This is a genomic window from Pseudomonas sp. DNDY-54, assembly GCF_019880365.1.
Taxonomy (GTDB): Bacteria; Pseudomonadota; Gammaproteobacteria; order Pseudomonadales; family Pseudomonadaceae; genus Stutzerimonas; species Stutzerimonas stutzeri_P.
The window spans coordinates 831117-855814 of the sequence record NZ_CP082271.1 but is presented as its reverse complement, the minus strand read 5'-3'; the positions used below and the strand labels follow the sequence as shown (position 1 = coordinate 855814).

Here is a 24698-nt window from a genome sequence, read left to right as displayed (position 1 = left end):
GCCCACTCTACAACTGCCCCAGTAACGCCAGAAGCACCAGACAGAACGTTGCCAGCCCAACGCAGCAGACATAGACGGCTTGCCGGGAACCCTCAGGCCGATAACGTGTGGGATAGCGTCCCAGGGTGACGAGCTTGACCACGGGCCAACCACAGCAAAAGAAGAAGCGGCTGAGGATCAGCTCGGTCAAGACATACCCGACGAACTCCGCAACGAGGCCAATGATGAAGTCCATCAAGCTGTGCCGGTGAGGTGATCCATCAGAAACGCCATTCAGGCTTGAACAAGCCGACCAGAAAAAACAGCGTCGTGAAACACCACATCACCACGGCGTAAAGCCGGATCTGCTCGGCATTCCAAGGCCAGGCAAACCAGTCAAGAAAGACCATGCTTTTCCAGCCTTCGATCCACTGGGCGCCGCCCCAACTGATGATCCATTTCCAGAACAGGCTGCTAAGTAGATAGACGCCGATGAATTCACCTGTGCCCATTCGCCTCGGCTCCCTGAGTCATGCGGATCACGTTCCCTATCGCTTCGACATTTATTGACCGTTGCTGGCCAGCGTCAGCCAATTGCCGCATGGACCGTGCCGATGATGATCATCACGCACGCAAACAGGACCAGATGGTTAAAGGGCGAGTTTGGCAGTCTGTAGACACGGCCTTTGCTCTTCAAATAGACGTCACCGGTCAGGGCGATGACCAGTGCCGCTGGCATGAAACACAGCACCGACAAGCCGACGAACCAGCGTCGCCGATAGAAGGGAATCTGCGAATAGTCGAGGTCGACTTTTACCGCTTCGGAACCGTCCATGCTCAAGTCCTTTTGAACGTTATGGGATATGGAAGGCGTGCATGCCGACTCGCGAACTACCGTCGTATATCGCCCGCTCGCGACACTATCGAGACAGCTCTATCCGCGTCTATCGCCTTGCACGTCCGGCCCGTTTGTTTGTGACAAGGGTCAGGTCAGGTGTGCGGCTCGGGTCTCAGCGAGACACCGCCAGTCGGAGCACAGCCACCACACCCGGATGCCCTTACTCGTACCACGGCTTTTATTGTTTCCGGTCAAGGATCGACCCGGTCCGCTCGGGGATGCTGCGCTCAACGAACCACGCTACCCAGCGTAAGGCGAGCTACCTCCCGAGGAGACACGCTCATGTTGAGAATCAGCCATTACCTGCGCGCCCTCGCCCGTCCGGCGATGCCGGTGCTGGGTGCACGAAGCGCCGGAGGCAGTCGACCCCCTGTCGTGATCTGGAACCTGCTGCGCCGCTGTAACCTGACCTGTAAGCACTGCTATGCCACATCGGCGGACAGCGTCTTTCGCGACGAACTGGACACCCCTGAAGCCCTGAAAGTCATCGATGACCTACACGAAGCCGGCGTCCGTGTACTGATCCTGTCGGGCGGCGAGCCGCTGTTGCGCGACGACATTTTCGAGCTCTCCGACTACGCACGCGAAAGAGGCTTCTTCGTCGCGCTGTCGACCAATGGAACGCTGATCGACGAGCACAATATCGACCAGATCGCTGCCGCCAAATACGATTACGTCGGCATCAGCATCGACGGTCTCGAAGCCGTGCATGACGACTGGCGCCAGCTCAAGGGCAGCTTCGCGGCCTCGATGCATGCCATCGACCTGTGCCGCCAACGTGATATCCGGGTCGGCCTTCGCACTACGTTGACCCAGAACAACTACCCGCAACTCCCCGCGCTGCTGGCGCTGATGCGCGAACACGACGTCCAGAAGTTTTACCTCTCGCACCTCAATTACAGCGGCCGCGGCAAGCGCAGCCGTAAGGCCGACGCGCATCACCAGATGACCCGCGACGCCATGCACCAGCTGTTCGAACAGGCCTGGGACGACGTACAGAATGGGCGCGAGACCGACTTCGTCAGCGGTAACAATGATGCCGACGCGGTCCTGCTGCTGCAGTGGGCCGAGAACAGGATGCCCGAGCACCGCGATCGTCTGGAGCGGATGCTGCGCGCCTGGGGCGGCAATGCGTCAGGTGGCGGCATCGCCAACATCGACAACATCGGCGACGTGCACCCGGATACCTATTGGTGGCAGCACACCGTCGGCAATGTGCGCCGGCAGTCGTTTCGCGAGCTCTGGCTGGACAAGCCCGAGCCGTTGCTCACCGAGCTGCGCCAGCACCCACGCGCCGTGACCGGGCGATGCGCCGAATGCCGCTGGCTGTCGATCTGCAACGGCAACACCCGCACCCGCGCCTGGGCCGAGGGCAACCTCTGGGGAGAAGACCCGGGCTGTTACCTCAGCGATCAGGAGATCGGCCTGCCCCAACCGCAGTGCATCCCCAGCGTCGCCATTTGACATCGAGAGCGGCCCAGAGGCCGTCACGACATACCGCAGCACGATGAGAGTTCAGGAGTTCGCATGGATCAGCCACATACCCTTCCCGCTTCGCTCGGCGCAACACTGGCCGCTGGCGAGGTTGCCCTGGTCGGCGCCGGGCCCGGCGACCCCGGACTGCTCACCCTCCGTGCCTGGAGCCTGCTGCAACAGGCCGACGCGGTGGTCTATGACCGCCTTGTCAGTGACAGCCTGATGGAGCTGGTCCCAGCCAGCTGCGCACGTCACTACGTGGGCAAGACCAGCGGCTATCACAGTCTGCCGCAACCGCAGATCAACCAGCTGCTGGCGGATCTCGCGGCGCAGAACCTGCGCGTGGTTCGTCTCAAAGGCGGTGATCCCTTCATTTTTGGCCGTGGCGCCGAGGAGCTGGAGTTTCTCCTGCAGCGGGGCGTCGACTGTCAGGTCGTGCCGGGGATCACCGCCGCGGCAGGCTGCAGCGCCTACGCCGGCATACCCCTGACCCATCGGGATCTGGCACACTCCTGCCAGTTCATTACCGGTCACCTGCAGGCCGATGGTGATCTGCACCTGCCGTGGGATGCCTTGGCCAAGGGCGGCCAGACGCTGGTGTTCTACATGGGCCTGGCGAGCCTTGGTGAGATTTCACGCAACCTGATTGCCGCCGGCCTGCCGGTCGATACACCCGCCGCGCTGATCGGCAACGGCACCCGCCCGAACCAGCAGGTGGTCCGATGCACGCTTCGGCAACTGCCGAGCATGGCCGATGAACAACAGCTCACCCCGCCGACACTGACGGTCATCGGCCGAGTGGTCGGGCTTTTCGCGGATCGCCAGGTCGAGCACCCAGCGCGCCTGCAGGGGGACCCGATTCCCGCAGTGGAGGCCCTATGCAATTGATGCCTGCTTTGCTGCTGGCCGCCGCGCTGCCAGCTGCCACCTTCGTTGCCCTTGATCTGGCTATCCCCCAAGCGGCCGCGGCCACCCCGCCCGCCAACAGCCAGGCGCTGTACGAACAACACTGCCAGGCCTGCCATGGCGTCAATCGGCTCGGCGGTGCTGGCCCAGCCCTGTTACCGGAAAGCCTCAGCCGCATCAAGCCGGCCGAGGCGCACGCGGTGATCCGCAACGGCCGTCCGGCCAGCCAGATGGCCGCGTACTCAAGCGTATTGGACGAGTCACAGATCGCAGGGCTGGTCGACTACCTCTACCAGCCCTCGGCCGTACCGCCGACCTGGAGCGACGCCGACATCCGCGCCAGCCATCGCATCATCGAAGCGGTGAACACATTGCCGAGCACGCCGCAGCATGGCGCCGACCCGCTCAACCTGTTCGTCGTGGTCGAAGCCGGTAATCACCATGTTCGAATACTGGACGGTGACAACTTCGCGGAGCTGGCCAACTTCCAGTCGCACTTCGCCTTGCACGGCGGGCCGAAGTTTTCGCCAGACGGCCGTTTCGTCTACTTCGCCTCACGTGACGGCTGGATCAGCGTTTACGACCTGCACAACCTGCGCATGATCGCCGAGGTCCGTGCCGGGCTGAACACCCGCAACCTAGCCGTCAGCAACGATGGTCGCTGGGTGCTGGTGGGCAATTACCTGCCGGGCAATCTGGTCCTGCTGGACGCACGGGACCTGTCCCTGGTCAAACACATTCCGGCCGTTGGCGCAGACGGCACGCCCTCGCGGGTCAGCGCCGTCTACACCGCACCGCCACGCGACAGTTTCGTGGTGGCGCTCAAGGATGTGAAGGAAGCCTGGGAGCTGTCCTATGCCGGCGAACCGGACTTCGAGCCACGGCGCATCGAGGCGGCGGACTTTCTCGACGATTTTTCCTTTACGCCTGACTATCGGCACCTGCTGGCCACATCACGCGCAGCCCATGGCGGCCAGGTGATTGACCTTGATACCGGCAAGGCGGTTACCGACATCCCACTGCCGGGCATGCCGCACCTGGGTTCGGGCATCTACTGGAAACGCAACGGCAAATGGGTCTTCGCCACGCCGAACGTGAGTAAAGGGCTGATCTCGGTGCTGGACCTGCAGAGCTGGAAGCTGATCAAGGAGATCCCTACCGAAGGGCCTGGCTTCTTCATGCGCAGCCAGCAAAATTCGCCTTATGCCTGGACCGACGTGTTCTTTGGTCCGAATAACGATGCCGTTCACCTCATCGACAAGCAGACCCTGGAGGTCGCGCATACGCTACGGCCCATGCCGGGTAAGAATGCGGCGCATGTCGAGTTCACCAACGATGGTCGCTATGCCTTGCTCAGCGTCTGGGACACCGACGGTGCGCTGATCGTTTACGACGCCAAGACGCTGGAGGAGATCAAGCGCATCCCGATGAACAAGCCGTCCGGCAAGTACAACGTCGGCAACAAGATCGAATTCGCCGAAGGCACCTCGCACTGACCGCCTCACGCGCGTCCTCTAACCGGGGCGCGCCCGACGCACAACCCATTCGTCGCCCGCTCGCCAACGCGCTCACTCCCCTGACTTTTGCTCGACTGCCGACAGCGCCCGTTTTCGACGTTGCGATCAGCACACCTCTGACCTGTTCGCTACAATCGCTACCCCTCCGTCGAACCAAGGCCCGCACATGGACATCGATCTCGCCCGCACCTTTCTCGAGATCATCCGGACTGGCAGCTTCGTCGCCACGGCCGAACGCCTGCATATCACCCAGACGGCGGTTACCGCACGGGTTCGCAGCCTTGAAACTCAGCTCGGCTGCCGGCTGTTCGTGCGCAATCGCGCCGGCGCGCGCCTGACAGACGACGGCGAGCGCTTCGTTACCTATGCCACGCAGCTGGTGCATACCTGGGAAACCGCGCGGCGCGACCTGCCGTTGCCGCGCGGTCACGACAAGCTGTTGTCGCTGGGTGCCGAAGTGAGCCTCTGTAATCCGCTGATGCTCGCCTGGGCGCAGCGTTTGACGCAGCAGATGCCGGAGCACGCCTTTCGAAACGAAGTGGCCAGCGGCGATCAGTTGCTGAAGCAGCTCGACCTCGGAGCACTGGATGTGGCGCTGGTGCACCAGCCTGAATACTGGCCGGGCCTGCAAGTCGAACAACTGCTGGAAGAGAAGCTGATCCAGGTGGTGCACGCTGCCAACCCGGAGCCTTACATCTACGTGGATTGGGGCCCGGCTTTTCGTCAGCAGCACGACCTCGCCCTGCCTGGCCATATCCGTGCGGCGTTGTCATTCAGCCTGGGCCCGCTGGCGTTGCAGTATCTGGTGCAGTGCGGCGGCCGCGGCTATTTCCGCACGCGAGTGGTGCAGCGCTATCTGGACGAAGGCATCCTCAAGCGCGTCGAGCACGCCCCCGAGTTCAGCTATCCGGTTTACCTGGTCCATTCACGCGCAGCGCAATCGCCCGCTCTGTTCAAAGCGATCGAGCTGCTACGCGAGGTCGCCGAGGACGACTACGATTGGTCGCGCTGGAACTACGAGATCTGATTCGTCGCGGCGCTCAGCCGCTCAGCCGCTTCATCCAGTTCTGATACAACCCGGCCACCAGATCGCTCTGGGTCACCATTCCCACCAACCGCTGATCCTCGTCGACGACAGGCAGACAGGACATTCCACGATCCGCCAGCAAATGAACCAGGTCCGCCAGATGCGCATCCGCTCGCACCGAAACGACCGGCGTGCTCATGATGTCGCGGACGCGAAGCGCTCGGTGAAAGGACAATCGGCGCAGATTCATGCGTGAGGGCCGAGGTTCGAAGTGCTGCAATAGGTCGGTCTGGCTGACAATCCCGGTCAGCTTGCCGGTGGCCGTCTCGACGATTGCCAACGAATGCAGGCGATGCTTGCGTACGGTCTCCCACGCTTGGCGGATGGGCGCGCGAGGGTCACAGCTGTGCAGTTCACGACACATGATGTCGCCAGCCGTGACAGCGCCCATGCTGCGCCGGATGGCATGCCGCTCGGTGCGCTGAATCAGCTCGACCAGATCTTCACGCGTCACATCCACATATTCGCCGAAGTCTTCCAGCGCGCTGTCGACGTCCTCGTTGGTGAAGCGCAGGTGCTCCTCGCCCAAGGGCACGCTTTCGGCCTGCGGGACCGCCCCACGGGGTTTCGGGTAAGGGTGCCCGGTGAGGTTGTTGAACAGCAGCGCGAACGCCACGAGCAGCCCGGAATTAAAGGCCACGGGAAGCACAAGCCCATATCCCAGCTCCGTAATGCCCGGCCCGCCAATGGCCGCGACCATTGCCAGCGCGCAGCTGGGTGGATGCATGCAGCGCAACAGGAACAGGCAGGCAATCGCCAAGCACACAGCAGACACTGCGGCGGCGACCGTTGGCAGCTCGCTCAGGCCGAGCGTCACCCCGATCAACACCGCGATGACGTTGCCGCCGACCACTGCCCAGGGTTGGGCGAATGGGCTGGATGATGCGCTGAACAGGATCACCGCCGACGCACCGGCCGGGGCGACGATGTGCAGCGTAACCGGGCCGCCGAACAGCCAAAGACCGGCAGACACCATCGGCAGCACCACCAGGCCTGCCCCCACTACCGCGCGCAGCCACTGCTTGTGGGAAACAGTCATGGCTGTCGGATAAAAGGACCGCAACCAGCCGGTCAGGCGCTCGCGCATGGGCTCTGCTTGTGTCGAGGGGTCTAAGCGTCAGGCACTGACTCCCGTATGCAGGTTCCTCTCGCGCTTCACGAGGCGGGTGCCGTCCCGCTCACACATTCACCGTTTCCCCGCGTCGTGCTCAATCCGGCAAGTGCTTAAGCCAGTTCCGATAGAGCGCGGCGATCAAATCGGTCTGCGTGATCATGCCCACCAGGCGCTGCTCCTCGTCGACGACCGGCAAGCAGTGCAACCCACGGTCGGAGAGCATGAACACCAGGTCAACCATGTGGGTGTCTTCGGTCACGGACACCACTGGGGTACTCATGATGGCGCGCAAATGGACCCCACGCAGAAACTTGAGCTGCCCGAAGTTGATACGTGCCGAAGCCGGGCGGAAATGCTTGAGCAGGTCGACCAGGGTCACGATCCCCACCAGTTGATGGCTCTCGGGCTGCAACACCGGCAGGGAATGCAGGCGATGCTCGCGCAGGCTCTGCCAGGCGCGTTGAATCGTGCAATCTGGCGTGCCCCAGTAGAGGTCGCGGGACATGATGTCTCCCGCTGTCACCTCGCCCATGCTTCGGCGCAGCGCGTGCTTCTCAGTCTGTTTGATCAACTGCGCAAGATCATCGCGCGTCACGTCCACATACTCGCCGAAGTCCGCCAGGGCACGCTCGACATCGTCCTCGCTAAAACTCATTCGCTCGCTGGGCAATGGGTCCTGCGTGTGGTGGAGGTTGCCCTTCTGCGGGCGAGGCTTTGGGTAGGCATGGCCGCTAAGGTTGTTGTAGATCAGTGCAATGGCCACCAGGAGCAGCGAGTTGAATGCCACCGGGTACAGCAGCTGAAAGCCGTACGCATGCAGCTCCGGGCTGCCAACCACCGCCACCAGCGCCAACGCCGCCCCCGGCGGATGCAGGCAACGCGAAGCAAACAGGCAAACGATTGCCAGCGCGCCAGCCAGGCCAGCCGCGGTAGCAACGGGTAGACCACTGGCACCCAGTGCGACACCGATTGCAGTCGCCAGCAAATTACCCGCGATCACCGACCAGGGCTGGGCGAAGGGGCTCGACGATGCGACGAATAACAGCACAGCCGACGCGGCCGCAGGCGCGGCCAGGGGCAAGGTAATCGAGACGCCGAAGACCCAGGCGCTCAAGGGGATGACCAGGATAAGCGCCAGCCCAATACCTATCGCGGCGCGCAGCCATTCCGCGGGGCGCGCCGTCAACGGCGCAGGCACAAAGGATCGGCACCAGTCGAAAAGGCGTTCTTGCATGGTTCCTTGCTTGTGTCGGAGCGGGTTCGATAGCGTGCCGCGCGCCCGTCCAGCCAGGGGCGTCACGTCAGCCTATGTGAGAGGCGCCAGGGCGCTGATTAGCGCACCGGCTAGGTTGCGCCGCACATTGTCGGTGCGTCACACCCGCGTCGCCAATGAATAGTAATGAATCTTAACGGCAGTATTTTTGTTGGCACCGAGTTGCGCCGTGGGAGCCGGATGGCCATTAGGCGGTAATCGGTTTGGCTGTAGCGTTAACACCGATCTGAGCAGCGCCTGCTCTTGAGGGGTATCAGGAGGCTTGGGCCTTCCTGGCGTGGCCGGCGTCTTCGTGCTCTCGAATCAACGCTGCCACGATGCGCATCACATCGAGGTTGGCTTCTTCCATTTTGCCTAAGTGCGCCAACGTCTCTTCCAACGCACGCCGGCGGAACGCATCGAGGGCCTGTTGCCCTTGCTGATGCACAGCGGTGTGCGGGCGCTCGATCCGCTGGAATTGATCCAGGTGCCGCATGCCACGCGTACTCTCCGCGTAGTACCAACGACCAAAACGGCAGTCGCGCTCGCTGGGCAACGCCGACGCGCCCTGGTCGTTGTCGCTGAGTACCTGGTTATACACGACGAACTTCAACGACAGCTCATCCAGGTTGGCCAGTTCGATGCCGGCGCGGAATGACGAACGCTCGATGCCTTGGCGCATTGTGCCGGCCAACTGATGGAGGTGCTGCATGGCGGCGACCGCCAGCTCGGTAGTGTTGCTGAACCCCTGCGCCAGGCCACCCTGCAGCTGGATGTAATCGTGCACATTGGTGATCTCGGCCTGGACTTCTCCGATTTTGCGCACGATGTCAGCGGTCGCCAGGGCAGTCTTTTCCGCGAGCGTGCGGATTTCTCCCGCCACCACGGCGAACCCGCGGCCGGCCTCACCGGCGCGCGCCGCCTCGATGGCAGCGTTCAGCGCGAGTAGATTGGTCTGGCTGGCAATCCCGCTGATCAGATCGACGATGCCGTTAATTTCCTGCGAATGCGCTGCCAGGGTGTCGACCTTGTGCGACGCCTGATTCAGCCCGCTTTCCATCTCGATCGCCTTGCTTTGCAACTCGCCGAAGTGCTGCTGATTACCCAGCGCCGCATCGGCAACCTGCTCTGCACGCACACGGTTTTCGCCTAGCTGGCCGGTGAGGTATTCGAACGAATCGCCAAGATGCGCGACCGAGGCACTGAAGCGAACCAGATTGCCTGCAACGCCGCGATAGTAGTCCAGTTGGCGGTGGCTATTGGCGCTCACGGCCCTGGCCGTTGCCAGCTGCTCTTCCAGCGCCGTGATCTGCGCCGCTTGCTCATCGCAGCGCTGCTGCAAGCAATCGCGCTGCTGCTGAAGGTCAAGGGCGGTTCGCTTCCATTTGAACAGCATCGTCGGCCTCGGTATCAATTGATGGTGTAGCCATTGTCGACAACCCAGTCCTGGCCATAGACGCCGCGTGCGCCCTGGGACAACTGGAACAGAATGACATTGGCAACCGCCGCCGCTTCGAGGAAATGGCCCGGGAGCAGACGCTTTGTGACCCCTTCGGCGACGTGCTCGAACTGTTCGTCCGGCAGCCCCAGGGTGCCCCAGATTGCAGTAGCGGTCGGGCCTGGCGAGACGACGTTGATGCGCACGTCCAGCGGCGCGAACTCCACCGCCAGGGTTCGCGCCTGGGCAATCAGCGCAGCCTTGGTGGCGATGTAGGCGGCCAGGCCTGGAAAGGTGCCGCGTGCCAGGAATGTGCCGACAAAGACCACTGACGCCTGCTTCGCGAGCTCACCGCGTAGCGCTGCCAGCGTATTCAACGCCCCGGCCCCGTTGACGGCCCACTGGCGATCGAAACAGGTCATATCGAGGCTGTCACCCAGTTCGGCAATACCTGCGTTTGGCACCAGATAGTCCACCGGACCCAGTTGCGCCGCACGACGCGCCAGTGCCTGCAAATCATCCGATGAGGTCACGTCGCCCGCGAGCCAGTGCAATTGCTCAGGATAGGTTTCCATCAGCTGCCCCAGCCCGCCGACGCTGCGAGACATGGCCAGGACCCGCGCGCCACGCTGCAACAACGCCGCGCACAGCGCGAGCCCAATTCCGGAACTGGCTCCAGTGACAGCTGCGAGGCGGTCCTTGAATTCACTCTTCATCATCATCTCCGATGCCGGCGTCCGCCGAGCCGCACGCTGCCCGTCCCGGAATGGGCAGGCAGCTTTTTTTCAGTAGGGTGAAACAGGAATGCTTGAAACGTAGCGGTGCGACCGCTAACCAGGGTGACCGTCGACCCGCGCGGCCACCAGCATCGGGGCGTAGCGCCAGGCGTACAGTGCGAAGGCCAATGCCCAGCAGATCGCGGCCAACCATAGGCCCATCACCGGCCACTGATCCGACATGAACACCCGCGACGCCGCCCCGAGGTTGAACAGCACGAAGGCGCCGACGATGCCTGAGGGCAGTTCAAGAGGCCGACCAGTGTGACCCAGGGTGACGCGGGCAATCATCGCCAGTATCAAACCGCTCATGGAGCCCACCGAAAGCGCATGCAATGCCGGGCTCGAGCTGTTCAGCAGACCGAAATTCCACAGCGCCAGACCCGCTGCCGCCACGACCAGCCAGAGCATTGCGAGATGCAGCGACCAGAGCAGCGGTACCTGCCAGATGCCCTTGTCATACCAGCGCACCAGCCGGAGCAGATGACCCGCCGCGATTGCGAGAAACAACACGCCGATCATCAGGTTCTGCTGCAGCGCAACGCCTGCGGCGTAGAGCACAGCAATCAAGCCGGTGCCGACCAGCAAACCGACGTCCAGCCAGACCCAGGGCTTCACCGCCTCGGTGCGACCGAGGCCGCGCTGCGTGAAGAACGGGATCACCCGGCCGCCGATGATCGCCATCAACGCCGCCACCAGCCACAGCCCGGCGAGCACGCCTTGACGCTGCAAGCCATCGTCGCCTAGTGCGACACCGCACAGCACCAGCACATCGGCACCGATCATCAAACTGAGGACGGCGATGATCGGGTAGTTGCGCTTCTGCTTGACGACCCAGAGCATGCGCGCCATCAGCCCGGTCACGCCGAGCAGGAACAGCAGGTCCAGCGGGATCAGCACGGCCACCGGCATACCGAACAGCCAGCCCAGCCGCGCCAGCAGCCAGACGCCTGCGAGCACCATCAGGCGGTTGCCGGACACACCAGGTTGGCCCGTCCAGGTCTGCCCGGCGGTCAGCAGAAAGCCGGCGACGATGGCCATGGCGAAGCCGAACAACATTTCGTGCCGGTGCCAGGCCAACCACCCACCGGTGGGTTGGAAGCCCGGCCACAAGCCCGTCCACGCGGCAATCCACAGCGGAATCGCAAGCATCGCGAAGAGGCTGCCAGCGAGAAAAAACGGGCGAAAGGCGAGCCTCCAAACGGGTGGGATACTCAGGGCTTTTCGCCGATCGATGACTTGCACAGGTGCCTCCTGAATGTCTTCGTGTCTGACGACCGGATGAAGGCCTGGCCGGCCAGAACAGTGTTCGCTCCGAATCACGGAGCCAGGGTTACTTTCTACAGGTTAGGAGGCTTGAACAGACTTGATTGCAATCATCTTTTTTTCGAGAGGCTGCGGTGTCGACGATTGGCTGGGTGATGCCGCCGTGTCTCAGACACAGCGGATCAGGGGTGGCAGCGCGTCGGACCCACAGCCGTTATGGATGCTCCTGCCGGCTGAGGGCGCTCCGCGCGTTGCGCGCCGGAGCGATTACTCAGAACCCCCCGCACGTGGGAGAGCGGCCGTCGCAACACTGTGATTGCCCCGGCCCAAGGCGCTGCAGGATGACAAGCATCCAGTGTCAGATTTGCGGTTAACGGCGCGGCGCTATTTAAGGTCTTGCTTGACCGCGTCGCCGGACGTCGCCGTTTCACCGTCGCTCATCGACTTGCGGAAACCGCTGATTGCGCCACCCAGGTCGGAACCCAGGCCACGTAGGCGCTTGGTGCCGAAGAGCATGACCACGATCAGCAGAACGATCAGGAGTTGCCAGATACTGATACCCATCATTTCAGTTACCTCATGGAGTGGTTTGCGGTCTAGTGACCGGCGTGGGCGTGTTGAGGGTCAGACGTACCGTGATGCACGCCGGACGATTGTTGAAGCACTGACTGATCGATGTCATCGAAGCGCAGCACGCGTCCGCCGTGCTCCTCGGCCAGCGCGTTGGCGGCGGCTTCGTCAGCGAAGGTCGCCAGCACCGCGCCCATCGCACCTTTGAGCGAGGTGCCCGCGACGTAGTAGGCGCTTGTGGCATCGATCAGGTATTCATCATTGGGTTGCTCCCAGGTGCTGCGGCCCATGTCGTGAACGTAGAGCTTGGCATCCATCATGCGATTCTCCGGCTGCAGCCACCAGCCCAGCATTTCGGCGGTAGAACAGAATTTCCTGACCCCGCCCTTTTCCACCGCCTGGCCTTTTGGCCCTGGGAAATCGCTGATCACCATGCCGCAGACGTGGCATTCATCCTCGGCATGGAACGCAACGGGATCGAGTCGTTGTTCACTCTGTTCGGCCTCGTTGCAGCCGGCCAGACCAAGCAGCAGCACGGCACCGATCAGGACGTGTGAGGCTCTGGTGTATAGCGCATTCATCGTTACAGTTTCCTTGTTGTGGAGGTCATGCCAGGCGCCGGCGGAACACGCCATAGGCCAACAACAGCGACGCGCCGACCCAGAGCACCAGGCACAGCCAGAGCACCGCGGCATGGACGGGCAACTCGCTACCCAACGACAGAACGCCCATGGCGTTGCCGCCTTCGAAGCCGGACAGATTGATCAGGCGATAGATGTCGGCAGGGTTGAGCAGCAACAGCCAAGGCAACAACTCGGGGCTGAACTTGCCTTCACTGAGCACCAGCAACGCCAGCAGGACCAGGTCGAACACCAGCACGAAGAGAAACCAGACACCCAGCGCCAGTCCGGCGGCGCTGGACTTCTCATTGACCTTGCTGCTCAGCACGTAGGCCAGCGCCAGGAACACCCAACCCAGCAAGGTCGACGAAATCATGAAGCGGCCAAACGCCCAGATCAGCAGCCCCAGTTCGATATCCTCGACCAGCACAGCGATAGCCAGCATGGCGCAGCCGAAGCCGATCAGCACTGCCAGCGCCAGGATCAGCCCGTGGCCGACGAACTTGCCTAACAGGATTTGCCCGCGTCCCAACGGATAGGTCAGCAAGAGCATCAGCGTGCCGCTCTCGTCCTCACCGACGATCGCGTCGTAGGCGAGCAGCAAGGCAATCAGCGGCATGAGGAAGGTCGCGAGACTCGCCAGGCTGGCGATGGTCGCCGGGATGGAGGTGAACCCGAGTTGGCCGGACGCTGCCGCGCCCAACCAGGCGATGCCCACTGCGAGGACCGCAAACAGCAGGCTGATGGCGAGCAACCAGCGGTTACGCAAGCCGTCGCTGAGTTCCTTGCGGGCAATGTTCCAGATTTGGTTCATAGCGTGCCCTCCGCTGCACGGACGTCACCCGCGCGTTCCATGTAGTAGCGATACAGGTCTTCCAGCGAAGGCTGATGGATCTCGATGTCCTCGGGTTCGCTCTCCCCGAGCAGTTCGCGCAGCAGCGGCAGCTTGTGGCCATTGATGGCCGACACCTCGACGCTGTGTTCGCCCAATGCGCGGGCCGAGTGACCGGCCGCCCCCCAACGTTGAAGCCAGCCGGCGCTGTCGCCGATGCCGCTGGCACGGATGCGCACCGGCAGCTCTGCTTCGACGCGCAGTTGCGCCAGGCTGCCAATTGCCTGCAGCCGCCCTTTTGCAAGAATCGCCGCGCGGTTGATATGCGCCTCGACGCCCGGCAGCACGTGCGAGCAGAGGATCACACTGGTGCCGCGCTGGCGCAGCCGATCGATCAGCTGATAGAGGTCACCGGTGGCAATCGGATCGAGGCCCACGGTGGGCTCGTCGAGCAGCAACAACCGCGGCTCACCGAGCAGCGCCTGGGCCAGCCCAAGACGCTGGCGCATGCCTTTGGAGTAGGTTTTGACCCGCCGATCGGCCGCGTGCTCCAGACCAACCTGGCCCAACAGCTCATCGACTTGGGCCATCGGCGCGCTTTTCAGGCGGGCAAAATGCCGAAGCGTTTCGCGGCCGGTCAGCTGCGGGTAGAAGGTCACGTTCTCCGGCAGGTAACCCAGCTGCCGGCGTACCTCGGGATCGTTTGGCGCCCGGCCGAGCACTCGTACCGAACCATCGCTGGGTGCGAGCAGGCCGAGAATCAACTTCATGCTGGTGGTCTTGCCGGCACCGTTATGGCCGAACAGGCCCAGCACTTCACCTTCACCAAGGGTGAGGTTCAAATCGTGCAGCACCGTCATGCTGCCGTAACGCTGGTTCACGCCCTGGATGTCTACTGCGCTCATGGCGTTGGCTCCTGCGTCTTGCTCATCAATAGTTCGGATGGCGGCTTCATCAGTGGGTAGCTGTCCTGTACGCCGGGGAACTTGACCACTGGAAAGGCACGCTGCACCCAGCGAAGCACTTCGATGCTGGGGCTATTCATCAGCAGCCGCACCTGGGGATACAGCCACAGCAGGCGGTCGACGTTATCGTTCGGCTCGTAGGCCACATCGCCCAGGCCATCGTCATTGCGGTCCCACCCCAGGTAGTCGCTCCAGTAGTTGCCGCGCCCTTCTTGCGACCACTCCTGGGTGCGGCTGGCAACGTACTTGACCTGCTGCTGATTGCCAATGAAGGCGTTACCCGCGATGCGGTTGTTTTCCGAGCCGGCGGTGAGGTGGATGCCCAGCGCGCTTTTCTCGAAACGGTTGTTCTCGATGGTGTTGAACAGGGAGTTGTAGATAAATAGCGCCTTGCCCTCTGCGCCTGAGATCATGCTGTCCCCGGTCGACCCGCTGCGCACGTCGCTGACGACGTTGTCCCGAATGGTCGAGTAGGTGATGTAGTTCATCAGGATGCCGTAGTTTTCATCCTGCTCGGAGCGGTTCCCGATGACCTCCAGCTTGCGGCTTTGCATCAGCGCATAACCGGTACGGGTGCGCCGCGTGACATTACCGATCACGCTGTTGTCGTTGGCGAACATGTAGTGCACGCCGTAGCGCAGATCCTCCAGCACGTTGCCTTCGAGGTGATTGCCGTTGGACGTATCGATATAGATCCCGTCGCGGGTGTTGCGCACCTGGTTGTCGACGATCCTCGCACCGCTCACGGCATACAGATGGATGCCGTTGCCGCGATCCTGTGAGCGTAGGTTCGCGTCGCCTTCGATGACGTTGCCCAGCAGGCTGACATCTTTAGAGCCATCGACCCAGATACCGAAGCCCGGCCCGCGCAGCTGATTGTTGCGAATGACGACACGCTGCGCCTTCGGCTGGATAAAGATCGCGGCATTCATATCGGTGAGGTCGCGACCCCAATCAAGCAGCGTGCAGCCGTCCACTGTGACATCGGATGCCTCGATCAGCAGGCCGTTGCCCTCGCCTCCTGCCTGCAGTACAGCCCCGGGCTCGCAATGCAGTTCCATGGGCTGATCGATGATGAACCGGCCGGTGTACTCACCCGCTGGCAGGCGCCAGCGGTTTTGCCCTTGCGCCTCGAGCGGCAACGAGCTGATGGGTTGCGGTGCCGCCTGTGCCACGCCGCAGAATAATGCCAGCAGCAGCGCTGCCAGCGGTTGAAGCGTTGGTATCGCCTGAGATCTGAGCACAGCGTTGTTCCTCTTCAGCGTCCAGGCAAGTTGCTGACGGCGAGCCCTTGCGGCCCCCCCTTGGTTCGCGTTGATCGTGTCGCTCCTTCATCCCGTACAGGTCGCTTTCAGCAAACAGGACGCCGCGCGTCCTGTTATAGGCTGAACGTGCCGCTATACGCTCGGCATCGTGAGCAGTGGACGGGACGCCAGGCGCCCCGCCCACCGGGCTCGCGTTATGCCGGCTCGACCAGCATACGGCCGACCATTTCCATGTGCAGCGCGTGGCAGAACCAGCTGCAGTAGTACCAATGCAGACCGGGCTTATCGGCTGTAAACGTGATGGAAGAGGTCTGCTGCGGGCTGATTTCCATGCTCGCGCCGTGGTTGGTCATGACGAAACCGTGCGAAACGTCCTCGATCTGGTCGATGTTGGTGATCACCACGGTGACTTCGTCGCCCTGCTTGACCGTGAACTCGGTCATGCCATAGGTCGGCGCCATGGACGTCATGTACACCCGCACCTTCTTGCCGTCGCGGATAACCTTGTTATCGGTGTCGAGGTTGACGCCGTCCTTCTTCGCCATCTCAACGGTCGGCGCGAAGAATGGATCGTTACGGTCCCAGATCTTCTTCGTCTTGATCTGGTCGCGACGGGCCAGGATGCAGTCGTGCGGTTCGGCGTACGTCGGGCCGTCATGCACCAGCTTCATTTCTTCGCCGGAAATATCGATCAGCTGGTCATTCTCCGGGTGCAGCGGGCCGGTCGGCAGGAAGCGGTCCTTGGAGAATTTGCACAGCGCCACCAGCCACTGCCCGTCAGCTTCGCTGGTTTCGGTCAGCGAGGCATGGATGTGGCCTGGCTGGTACTGCACATCGAGCTTCTGCTTGATGTAGTTGACCTTCTCACCGTTGTAGGCGCGCACCGCATCGGCCATGTTCCACTTCACCACCTGGCTGTCGATGAACAGCGTGGTGTAGGCGTTGCCACGACCGTCGAAGGTGGTGTGCAGCGGGCCAAGACCCAGCTCAGGTTCAGCGGCAACCACGTCGCGTGGATCGCTCAGCTTGTCGTCGAACAGATCATCGAGCTTGGCGATTTCGATCATGGTGACGGTGGGTGACAGCTTGCCGGCGGCGATGAAGTACTTGCCGTCAGACGAGGTGTTGCAGCCGTGCGGGTTCTTCGGCACGGGGATGTAGCGAGTCAGTTCTGAGCCGGCACGGCCATCGACCACGGGCACCTTGGAGTCGCCCAGCGTGGTGAACTTGCCTGCCTTGATCGCGGCTTCGATACGCGGGATGTTGTAGACCACCACCCAGTCGCGCTCGTTGCGCATCATGCCGCCCAGGTCGTAGGCCTTCTCCGAGTTGTAGCAGGTGGAGGCGGCGTATTTTCCGGTGTAGTCGGCATCGGTGTTGTCGAGGTTGCCGTCGACGATGACCTGGAAGGCCATTTCCATCTTCTCGGCATCGATGACGTTGAACATGGTGTAGCTGTTCTCGGCCTGCAGATCGAACGAGCTGCCGTCGTTCGGGTGCGGGATCACGAACTCGGCGTTGGCGAACACGTACTTGGTGTGCGGCACCTTCTGCAGACGCAGGCCGTGAATCGCCTGAACGTTCGGCACGGTGATCATCTTGTCGCACTTCATGATGTCGAGGCGGATACGCGCAACGCGGCTGTTGGCCTTGTCGTTGATGAACAGGTACTTGCCGTCGTATTTGCCGTCAGTCATCGAGATGTGCGGGTGGTGACAGTCGCCGTTCAGGAACTTGGCGCTCTCCCCCATGATGTGCTTGCTTTCGTTGGTCAGGCCCCAGCCTGTCGCGGAATCAATGTTGAATACCGGGATGCGCATCAGCTCGCGCATCGAAGGTACGCCGACCACGCGGACTTCGCCTTGGTGGCCGCCGCTCCAGAAACCGTAGTAGTCGTCCAGTTCGCCCGGCGCTACGTGGATCTTCTGCTGCGCATCTTTGACCGCGGCGGCCCAGGTTTCGCGACTCATCACCGCACCGCCTAACGCAGTAGCGGCCACAGCGGCGCCGGTCAGGGCACTGGCTCCCAGGAAGCCGCGGCGACTAAGGCCGGTCTTTTCCAGGGTCTCGGGGGTGTTCTTGGTCTTGTCACTCATGGGGCTTAGCTCCTTATCGCATACAGACAGGTCAGACGATCAATATCAAGCGGCTCGTACCGACGAGACGCTCAGGGTTCTACTACTTGAACTACAGGGATCAGCGCTGGGCCGGCCGGGGCTTTTTTGCCGCGTTTGGCGCGCTTGTTCTTCACGATCAGTGGCGGGCACTTGTTGTCGTTGTGGTACGTCATCTGGCAATCGAGGCAGTAATGGCATTCGTTGTGGTTGATATGCCCATCCGGGTGGATGGCCTGCACTTCACATTCGTTGGCGCAGACCTGGCAGGGATTGCCGCACTCCTTGCGCCGCTTGAGCCAGTCGAACAGACGGAAGCGGCCTGTGATCGCCAGTCCCGCGCCCAGGGGGCAGACGTAGCGGCAGTAGACCTTGCGGGTAAAGATGTTGATCACGAGCAACGCCACCGCGTACACCACGAACCACCACTGACGATCGAACTTGAGGGTAATTGCTGTCTTGAACGGCTCGATTTCGGCAGCCTGCTCAGCGACTGACATAGATTCCAGCGAGATGCCGAACAGCACCAGCAGGACGATGTACTTGATGGCCCAGAGCCGCTCGTGGACGGCGAAGGGCACGTCGTATTGAGGAATCTTCAGCTTGCGTGCAGCCTCGTTGATCAGTTCCTGCAGCGCGCCGAAGGGACACAGCCAGCCGCAGAACACACCGCGACCCCAGAGCAGGATGCTGGCGGCGGTAAAGGTCCAGAGGATGAAGATCACCGGATCGGTCAGGAACAGTTCCCAGCGGAAGTCCTGAACCAGGGCATGGACAAAGGTCAGCACGTTGACCACCGACAGCTGCCCCAGGGCGTACCAGCCGATGAACACAACGGTGAAGATCAGGTAGCCGTGCCGCAGTCTCTTCAGGAAGGTCGGATGCTGAGTGAACTTGTCCTGCAGGAAGAGAATTACCGTCAGCAAGACCAGGGCGGCAATGATCACGCCGATCTGGAAGCTCTGCTGGTACCAGATGTTGACCCACATCGGCCGGTTGGCTTCCTCGATGGCTGCCAGCTCTTCCTCGGTAGGCTGAGGCCGCTCGATGTACTCCTCGGGCACCTGATAGGGTAATTCGAAGCTGATGAACATGCCGCTGACCGGACCGGTCTGGCGGCGCACCAGCAGTTCCAGCGTCCAGGGTGAACCGGGGTCGAACTCCACGTGCTCGCGGACGATGAACACCGCCATCTCGTTGAAGTCAGGCATACCCTCGGCGTACACATCGTCCAGCCGCTGGAAATCCATGTCGCGAAAGCTGATGACATTGCCGAACTGTCGCAACTGCACCCGATCGAAGATGCCGCCCCGCACATAGCCCGAGCCCTTGAACGAATACTCGCCACTGCCCATGACGGCGATGGCGTGCTCGCCCGGCTTGAGTTCGTCCATCAAGAAACGGAACTGGTTGTCGCCCAGCAGATTGCGACCGATGGTGGGCGGGTTCAGATGGGCCGCATACAAGTCAATGAAGGTCTCGTCGACTTCGTCCGCAGGCGCTTCGTCAATCCCCTCGGCCTCGGTGCCCTTGAAGCCTTCGTTGATGTCGCCGTTGGTCAGATGCAGCCGGCGGATTGCGCCATTACCCGTCAGCTCGGACCAGCTGGCAGGCTGATAAGCGTCTTCCAGCACGACGGCGGGCTTCTGCCGGGCGTCGAGGTTGCTCTTGACCAGCCCGAGAGAGGACGCCACCTCATGAGCAGAACGCATGACAATCTCATTGACCACCATGACGGTCACGGTAGCGCCTGTCACCGCATCCACGGTCACGGCCTTCGGGTCTTTGGAACGACCGACAACGACCCGCTGATCAGCCTTGATGCCGGCGTATTTGGCGGTGAAGTCGTGCAGCTTCTGCTCCGGTATACCGATCAGCAGGATGGGCTCGTGATGCTCCAGCACATAGGCATCGATGATGGTGCCGTCAGGCCCCAGGAGTACCTGCATGTTGATCGGCTTGCCTGAATACGCCGGGACGTCCACGACGTCCATGCTCTGATAGGCATAACCGTAGACCGTGCCCACGCCATCCATGAGCGTACGGACCTTGTACTCGCCTTCCGGCTCGGAGATCTGCGTGACTTTCGGGAAGAACTGGTCGATGCGCTGTTGCTCGGCCTCGTATTCCTTTGCTTGCAACGTGAAGGTGCTGAACATCAACAGCAGCAGGGCGAAGCCCAACCTCCATGCGCCTTTGGCGCGAGCTGCGAAAGAGAAAAGGGAAGTCATGGCCTACCTACTTCGGGTGTATGAAACGTGAGGTGATGGTAGGGAGCGGGCCCGGTGCTCTCCTTGACGTACATCAAGCTTGACCGGGTAACGATGATCGCATTGAGCCATGTCAATGCTGCGGTGCGTGGGGTGCTGATAAGAAACGAACTCCTGACGGATTAATGCGGGTTTTGCCGGTAAGGATAGGCCGAGGAGCCTGGACAGGCCAAGCCGTCCGTCGAACAACCGGAGCGTAGCTGGCAGGCTAGCGCGCGTCATGCTCGTTTGCCGGCAGGCGCCACGCACCCCACCCGCGCGGCGCGCCAGGCTAGCTTACAGACGCCGACCCGGTGGGGTGAGATAGGCCGCTGTCGCGCCGCGATTCGCTTCGCTGGCCTTGATTTCCATACGGGCGATGCTGCGCAAATGCACCTGGTCGGGACCGTCGGCGAAGCGCAACGCCCGGCCACCGGTCCACATATCAGCCAGTGGCGTATCGGGCGTCAGGCCCATGGCACCGTAGACCTGCATAGCCCGATCCACCACGGTTGTCTGCATGCGCGGCACGAGCGCCTTGATCATCGAGATCTCCTTGCGTGCTGCCTTGGCACCCACTTCGTCGATCATCCAGGCGGTTTTCAGCACCAGCAGCCTCGCCTGCTCGATTTCGATACGCGACTCGGCTATCCAGTCGCCGATATTCGAGTACTGCTGAAGATACTTGCCGAACGCCTTGCGCTCCTGGCAGCGCTCGACCATCAGTTCCAGCGCCAGCTCGGCCATGCCAATGGACCGCATGCAGTGGTGGATACGGCCCGGCCCGAGCCGCGCCTGGGCCATCATGAAACCGTCGCCCTCCTTACCCAGCAAACTGCTCGCCGGCACTCGGACGTTGCGCAGCAACAGCTCGCTATGGCCTTCCGGGGCCAGGTGATTCATCACCGGGATATTGCGCACCTGCTCCACGCCCGGCGTGTCGAACGGAACCAAAATCATGCTCTGCTGATGGTGCGTTTCGGCATCCGGGTCGGTCTTGCCCATGACGATCAGCAGCTTGCAATTGGGGTGCGAGGCATTGGTGATGAACCATTTCCGACCGTTAATCACGTAATCGTCGCCGTCGCGACGAATCAAGGTCTGGATATTGGTCGCGTCCGAGGAAGGCACGTCCGGCTCGGTCATCGCAAAGGCCGAACGGATTTCACCCTCAAGCAGTGGCATCAGCCAGCGCTGGCGCTGCTCCGGGGTCGCGAACAGGTGCAGCAGCTCCATGTTGCCCGTGTCCGGCGCATTGCAGTTGAACACCTCGGAGGCCCAATGCACACGCCCCATGATTTCGGCCAGCGGCGCGTATTCCAGATTGCTCAGGCCCATGCCCGGCTCGTCGTCACCAAGGGACGGCAGGAACAGATTCCACAGCCCTTCGGAGCGCGCCAGCGCTTTCAGATCGTCCATGAACGAAACCGGATACGCGCCCGCGGCCACTTCGGCATGCCACGCGCCGATGCGCGGCACGATGTACTGATCCATAAAGGCAAGCAGTTGCTGGCGCAACGCCTCGACACGTGGGCTATAGGCGAAATGCATCGGACACCTCGGTGATCTGGCAGGTCTGGATGCCCTCACCATAGGCCTCGATTGGCAGAAAACAAACGAGCCTAACGCAGCTGATCTGCTGCCAATCACCCCCGTTTATAGCGCACCGAACTTGACCGATATCATCGTCCGCCACCCGCCAATGCACTAGCGCGTCGCTGATCCGTGTTACCAGTGCAGGTAGAACATGCCCTTCGCCAGCACCACGATGCCGATCATCTGGATGAAGATCGCCCAATGGATGCGCCGATAACGAGTCGGTGTCATGCGGCCACTGCGTAACAGCATCGCGACCATACCGAAGGTAAAGAACACCCCGACCGCCAGCAGGATCTTCAGCGATAGCAGGGTCGCGAAGCTACTGGAGAAAGGGTCCGCCAATGCCTGGCGGTGATACCAGGCCAGGCCGATACCAGCCCCGTAGACAAACACCACCACCCAATGGAGCACCACTCGCAGGCGAGCGCCGACCGCCTTGTCGACCTTCTGCATCTGCGCCGGCTCGATCTGCTCACGCACGCGACTGAGCACCAGTACCTCGACGAACAGCGTACCGATAAAGAAGATCGCCGCCAGCAAGTGGGTGACATGCAACAGGGAATAACTCATCACGGCTCCTTCGGTTGTGGACGGCGGCCAGCCTAGCAGAGCCGCTGGTTAGCGCTGAATAGCCAACGCCGCGGCCAGCTCTTCACCGGTTGAGTGCGGTCAGGTTGCTGCCGTCACGCTCGATCTCTTGCCCGGCCACGAAACCGTTATCCGACGTCCGCACCCGGGATTGGCTGCCGTCCTCGGCCTCGATCACGTACAGCGTCTGCTCGAGGCCTGCCGCCTTCTGAACGCCTTGCCCGGCGAAATAACCGAGCCCGCCACCGACCAACGCGCCGATAGGGCCGCCTGCAGCGGCGCCCAACATAAAGCCGCTGAGCCCGCCGAACCCACCACCCACGACGCGATCCTCGCGCGCCTTAACGACCTCGTCGGCGTTCGCCAGGGTGCTGGTGAGTAGGATTGCGCCAGTTACCAAAGCGACTAGATTCTTCATGTGATGCTCCTTCAGGCATGTTGTGTATGCCCTGAATACAGTCATGAAGCGTGCCGCTTTTAAAGCTCATATATTTCAGTAGGTTAATCCATTAAAGGTATATTCAACCCTGCCCGAATAGGTAAATATTACCTTCACGCAAGTTATTTATACCCTTCCGCTGTAGGTTTCAGGAGCTGTTGAATGATCGTTTGCAAACGTGCCTACGAACCCAGCACAGCCGGAGATGGCTATCGCGTCCTGGTGGACCGCCTCTGGCCACGAAATCTGTCCAAGGATGTTTTGCGCCTGGATAGCTGGATGCAGGATTTGGCGCCATCGAGCCCTTTGCGCCGGGCTTTCAAAGGTGGCGAGTTGTCGTTCGACAGGTTTCGCGAGGCGTATCGCAAGGAGCTGGCCGGCCATCCTGAGCACTGGTGGCGGCTGCTGGACATCGCCGCCAACGGCCCACTTACGCTGGTTTACAGCGCTCGCGACGAGCAACAGAACAATGCGCGGGTCTTGGCCGAATGGCTGGAAGAAGAACTGGAGCGGCGTGGCGCGCCAAGCTCGCCGACGTGCTACGCCGGCGAGCGGATGTCGTGAAGGGTTTAATGCTTGCGGTTGACCGTCAACGCTGCGCGAATCACATCGGCACCGATCTCAGCCTCGTAGGACTGCCACACCGGCATCATCTTTTCGCGCCAGGCTTGACGCTGCTCAGGCGTGAGCGCGATCAGCTTGCTGCTACCGCTCGCGAGGATCCGGTCGCGATCACGCTGGTTCAGCGCAGCCGCCTCACGGTTGACCGCATTGGTCACCTCAAGAACGATACCTTCGAGCTCAGAGCGCACTGCGAATGGCATGCTCATCCAAAACTTCGAGTTGGTCACCAGCATGTAGTTAAGGACACCGTGGTTGCTCTCCGTGATGAACGGCTGAACGGTGTGCATCTGTTGGCTGATGATGTTTGACCAGGGGTTTTCTGCACCTTGGACGACGCCCGCCTTCAGCGACTTGTACACATCGGCGAAAGGCAGCACGACCGGCTTCGCACCCACCGCATTGAACTGCGCCTCGAGCACGGCGGAGGGCTGAATACGGAACGCCAGCCCGCCGGCATCTTCTGGCAAGCGCAACGCCTGTGTGGCGGAAAGCTGCTTCAGACCGTTATTCCAGTAAGCCAGGCCATAGATGCCGGAATCGGCCATGGATCGCAGCAAGTCACGGCTCGTCTCACGCTTCTGAAAGCGCTGGACCGCCGCCTGGTCATCAAACAGGAATGGCAGGTCGAACACCTGCAACTTCTTGGTGTACTTGCCGAACTTGGACAGCGACGGGGCCAGGATCTGCACCTCATTGTTCAGCAGCGCCTGCATCTCGTCGGCATCGCCGACCAGTGTCGAGTTCGGGTAGACCTCGACCTTGACCTTCCCCGCGAGGCGCTCGTGCACCAGCTTCTGGAACAGCAGTGCGCCTTTGCCCTTGGGCGTGTCATCCGCTACCACGTGGGCGAACTTGATGACGAAGGGTTCCCCTTCTGCCGCCATGGCCGGGGCACTCAACCAACACAGGGCTGCGACCAGCGCAGCAACACAAGACTTGAACATCTGACCCCCAACGGGAAAAGCTCGACTCCGGCGCCTCGTGAGCACCGTTCGAGTGGTTTATTGATTGCGATAGGGCTCGGCTCGCGCGGCTGCACGACGGATCCCTTGTCGAAGTTGGATAGCCCACTCTCACGGCGACTGAGCGCCGACGGCTGGCTTTTATAGGTATGAGAAGTCGTG

At 61.8% G+C, this 24698-nt stretch carries 24 protein-coding genes and 1 pseudogene; 5 read left to right on the top strand and 20 right to left on the bottom strand.

All coding sequences use genetic code 11. The features are described 5' to 3' along the window. Positions 1 to 7 precede the first annotated feature (7 nt). The 3 genes from K4O48_RS04095 to K4O48_RS04085 all read right to left on the bottom strand — a co-directional run bounded on the left by K4O48_RS04095 (position 8) and on the right by K4O48_RS04085 (position 814). The gene (locus tag K4O48_RS04095) at positions 8 to 235 is read right to left on the bottom strand and encodes a hypothetical protein (protein ID WP_222910810.1); all 228 of its coding nucleotides are present in this window, start codon (positions 233 to 235) and stop codon (positions 8 to 10) included. Between the two features lie 25 nt (positions 236 to 260). Next, positions 261 to 491 (bottom strand): hypothetical protein, encoded by a 231-nt coding sequence (locus tag K4O48_RS04090; protein WP_222910809.1) that lies wholly within the window; start codon positions 489 to 491, stop codon positions 261 to 263. A gap of 74 nt (positions 492 to 565) precedes the next feature. Continuing rightward, a complete protein-coding gene (locus K4O48_RS04085) occupies positions 566 to 814 on the bottom strand; it encodes a hypothetical protein (RefSeq protein WP_222910808.1) in 249 nt (82 codons plus the stop codon). A 345-nt stretch (positions 815 to 1159) separates the two neighbouring features. Between K4O48_RS04085 and nirJ the strand changes: the two genes are divergently transcribed. The 4 genes from nirJ to K4O48_RS04065 all read left to right on the top strand — a co-directional run bounded on the left by nirJ (position 1160) and on the right by K4O48_RS04065 (position 5803). Beyond that, positions 1160 to 2341 carry a heme d1 biosynthesis radical SAM protein NirJ gene (nirJ, locus tag K4O48_RS04080; RefSeq protein ID WP_222910807.1) on the top strand — a complete coding sequence of 394 codons (1182 nt, stop codon included), beginning with the start codon at positions 1160 to 1162 and terminating at the stop codon, positions 2339 to 2341. A gap of 63 nt (positions 2342 to 2404) precedes the next feature. Further along, on the top strand, positions 2405 to 3241 hold the full coding sequence (gene cobA, locus K4O48_RS04075) for a uroporphyrinogen-III C-methyltransferase (RefSeq protein ID WP_222910806.1): 837 nt from the start codon (positions 2405 to 2407) through the stop codon (positions 3239 to 3241). Then, positions 3232 to 4755, top strand: a complete 1524-nt coding sequence (locus K4O48_RS04070) for a nitrite reductase (RefSeq protein ID WP_222910805.1) — start codon at positions 3232 to 3234, stop codon at positions 4753 to 4755. The genes cobA and K4O48_RS04070 overlap by 10 nt, the downstream gene beginning before the upstream one ends. Positions 4756 to 4942: 187 nt before the next feature. Then, complete coding sequence (locus tag K4O48_RS04065; protein WP_222910804.1) at positions 4943 to 5803, top strand: LysR family transcriptional regulator; 861 nt, start codon at positions 4943 to 4945, stop codon at positions 5801 to 5803. A 13-nt stretch (positions 5804 to 5816) separates the two neighbouring features. Here the strand turns inward: K4O48_RS04065 and K4O48_RS04060 are convergent, their stop codons facing one another. The 16 genes and pseudogenes from K4O48_RS04060 to K4O48_RS03990 form a co-directional block, all read right to left on the bottom strand. Further along, positions 5817 to 6950, bottom strand: coding sequence for an HPP family protein (locus tag K4O48_RS04060; protein WP_222910803.1), 1134 nt, complete (start codon positions 6948 to 6950; stop codon positions 5817 to 5819). A gap of 121 nt (positions 6951 to 7071) precedes the next feature. Beyond that, positions 7072 to 8211 (bottom strand): HPP family protein, encoded by a 1140-nt coding sequence (locus K4O48_RS04055; RefSeq protein WP_222910802.1) that lies wholly within the window; start codon positions 8209 to 8211, stop codon positions 7072 to 7074. 292 nt (positions 8212 to 8503) lie between these two features. Further along, positions 8504 to 8911, bottom strand: a complete 408-nt coding sequence (locus tag K4O48_RS20655; protein ID WP_409518936.1) for a CZB domain-containing protein — start codon at positions 8909 to 8911, stop codon at positions 8504 to 8506. Between the two features lie 72 nt (positions 8912 to 8983). Further along, positions 8984 to 9247: pseudogene (locus tag K4O48_RS20650) on the bottom strand (methyl-accepting chemotaxis protein); the annotation flags it as partial. Between the two features lie 392 nt (positions 9248 to 9639). Further along, positions 9640 to 10383 carry an SDR family NAD(P)-dependent oxidoreductase gene (locus K4O48_RS04045; protein WP_222910800.1) on the bottom strand — a complete coding sequence of 248 codons (744 nt, stop codon included), beginning with the start codon at positions 10381 to 10383 and terminating at the stop codon, positions 9640 to 9642. A 114-nt stretch (positions 10384 to 10497) separates the two neighbouring features. Continuing rightward, positions 10498 to 11688 carry an NnrS family protein gene (locus K4O48_RS04040; protein ID WP_222910799.1) on the bottom strand — a complete coding sequence of 397 codons (1191 nt, stop codon included), beginning with the start codon at positions 11686 to 11688 and terminating at the stop codon, positions 10498 to 10500. Between the two features lie 405 nt (positions 11689 to 12093). Continuing rightward, a complete protein-coding gene (tatA, locus tag K4O48_RS04035) occupies positions 12094 to 12273 on the bottom strand; it encodes a twin-arginine translocase TatA/TatE family subunit (protein ID WP_248497290.1) in 180 nt (59 codons plus the stop codon). A 32-nt stretch (positions 12274 to 12305) separates the two neighbouring features. After that, a complete protein-coding gene (locus tag K4O48_RS04030; protein ID WP_222910797.1) occupies positions 12306 to 12860 on the bottom strand; it encodes a nitrous oxide reductase accessory protein NosL in 555 nt (184 codons plus the stop codon). A 25-nt stretch (positions 12861 to 12885) separates the two neighbouring features. Further along, the gene (locus tag K4O48_RS04025) at positions 12886 to 13713 is read right to left on the bottom strand and encodes an ABC transporter permease (RefSeq protein WP_222910796.1); all 828 of its coding nucleotides are present in this window, start codon (positions 13711 to 13713) and stop codon (positions 12886 to 12888) included. Next, positions 13710 to 14636 carry an ABC transporter ATP-binding protein gene (locus K4O48_RS04020; RefSeq protein WP_222910795.1) on the bottom strand — a complete coding sequence of 309 codons (927 nt, stop codon included), beginning with the start codon at positions 14634 to 14636 and terminating at the stop codon, positions 13710 to 13712. Before K4O48_RS04020 ends, K4O48_RS04025 begins: the two co-directional genes overlap by 4 nt. Further along, entirely contained in the window at positions 14633 to 15940 is a 1308-nt protein-coding gene (locus K4O48_RS04015) for a nitrous oxide reductase family maturation protein NosD (RefSeq protein ID WP_222910794.1), read from the bottom strand. Before K4O48_RS04015 ends, K4O48_RS04020 begins: the two co-directional genes overlap by 4 nt. A 215-nt stretch (positions 15941 to 16155) precedes the next feature. After that, positions 16156 to 18057 (bottom strand): TAT-dependent nitrous-oxide reductase, encoded by a 1902-nt coding sequence (gene nosZ, locus K4O48_RS04010; protein ID WP_222910793.1) that lies wholly within the window; start codon positions 18055 to 18057, stop codon positions 16156 to 16158. 71 nt (positions 18058 to 18128) lie between these two features. Next, complete coding sequence (gene nosR, locus K4O48_RS04005) at positions 18129 to 20306, bottom strand: transcriptional regulator NosR (RefSeq protein WP_222910792.1); 2178 nt, start codon at positions 20304 to 20306, stop codon at positions 18129 to 18131. 315 nt (positions 20307 to 20621) lie between these two features. After that, positions 20622 to 21875, bottom strand: coding sequence for an acyl-CoA dehydrogenase family protein (locus K4O48_RS04000; protein WP_222910791.1), 1254 nt, complete (start codon positions 21873 to 21875; stop codon positions 20622 to 20624). Positions 21876 to 22052: 177 nt separating this feature from the next. Beyond that, complete coding sequence (locus K4O48_RS03995) at positions 22053 to 22493, bottom strand: CopD family copper resistance protein (protein WP_222910790.1); 441 nt, start codon at positions 22491 to 22493, stop codon at positions 22053 to 22055. Between the two features lie 82 nt (positions 22494 to 22575). Beyond that, a complete protein-coding gene (locus K4O48_RS03990; RefSeq protein WP_222910789.1) occupies positions 22576 to 22929 on the bottom strand; it encodes a hypothetical protein in 354 nt (117 codons plus the stop codon). A 183-nt stretch (positions 22930 to 23112) separates the two neighbouring features. On the opposite strand from K4O48_RS03990, the gene K4O48_RS03985 reads away from it, so the two are divergent. Then, positions 23113 to 23514 carry a DUF488 domain-containing protein gene (locus K4O48_RS03985; RefSeq protein WP_222910788.1) on the top strand — a complete coding sequence of 134 codons (402 nt, stop codon included), beginning with the start codon at positions 23113 to 23115 and terminating at the stop codon, positions 23512 to 23514. A 5-nt stretch (positions 23515 to 23519) separates the two neighbouring features. On the opposite strand, the gene K4O48_RS03980 is transcribed toward K4O48_RS03985, so the two are convergent. Continuing rightward, positions 23520 to 24518, bottom strand: a complete 999-nt coding sequence (locus K4O48_RS03980) for a TRAP transporter substrate-binding protein (RefSeq protein WP_312846495.1) — start codon at positions 24516 to 24518, stop codon at positions 23520 to 23522. Positions 24519 to 24698: the final 180 nt, after the last annotated feature.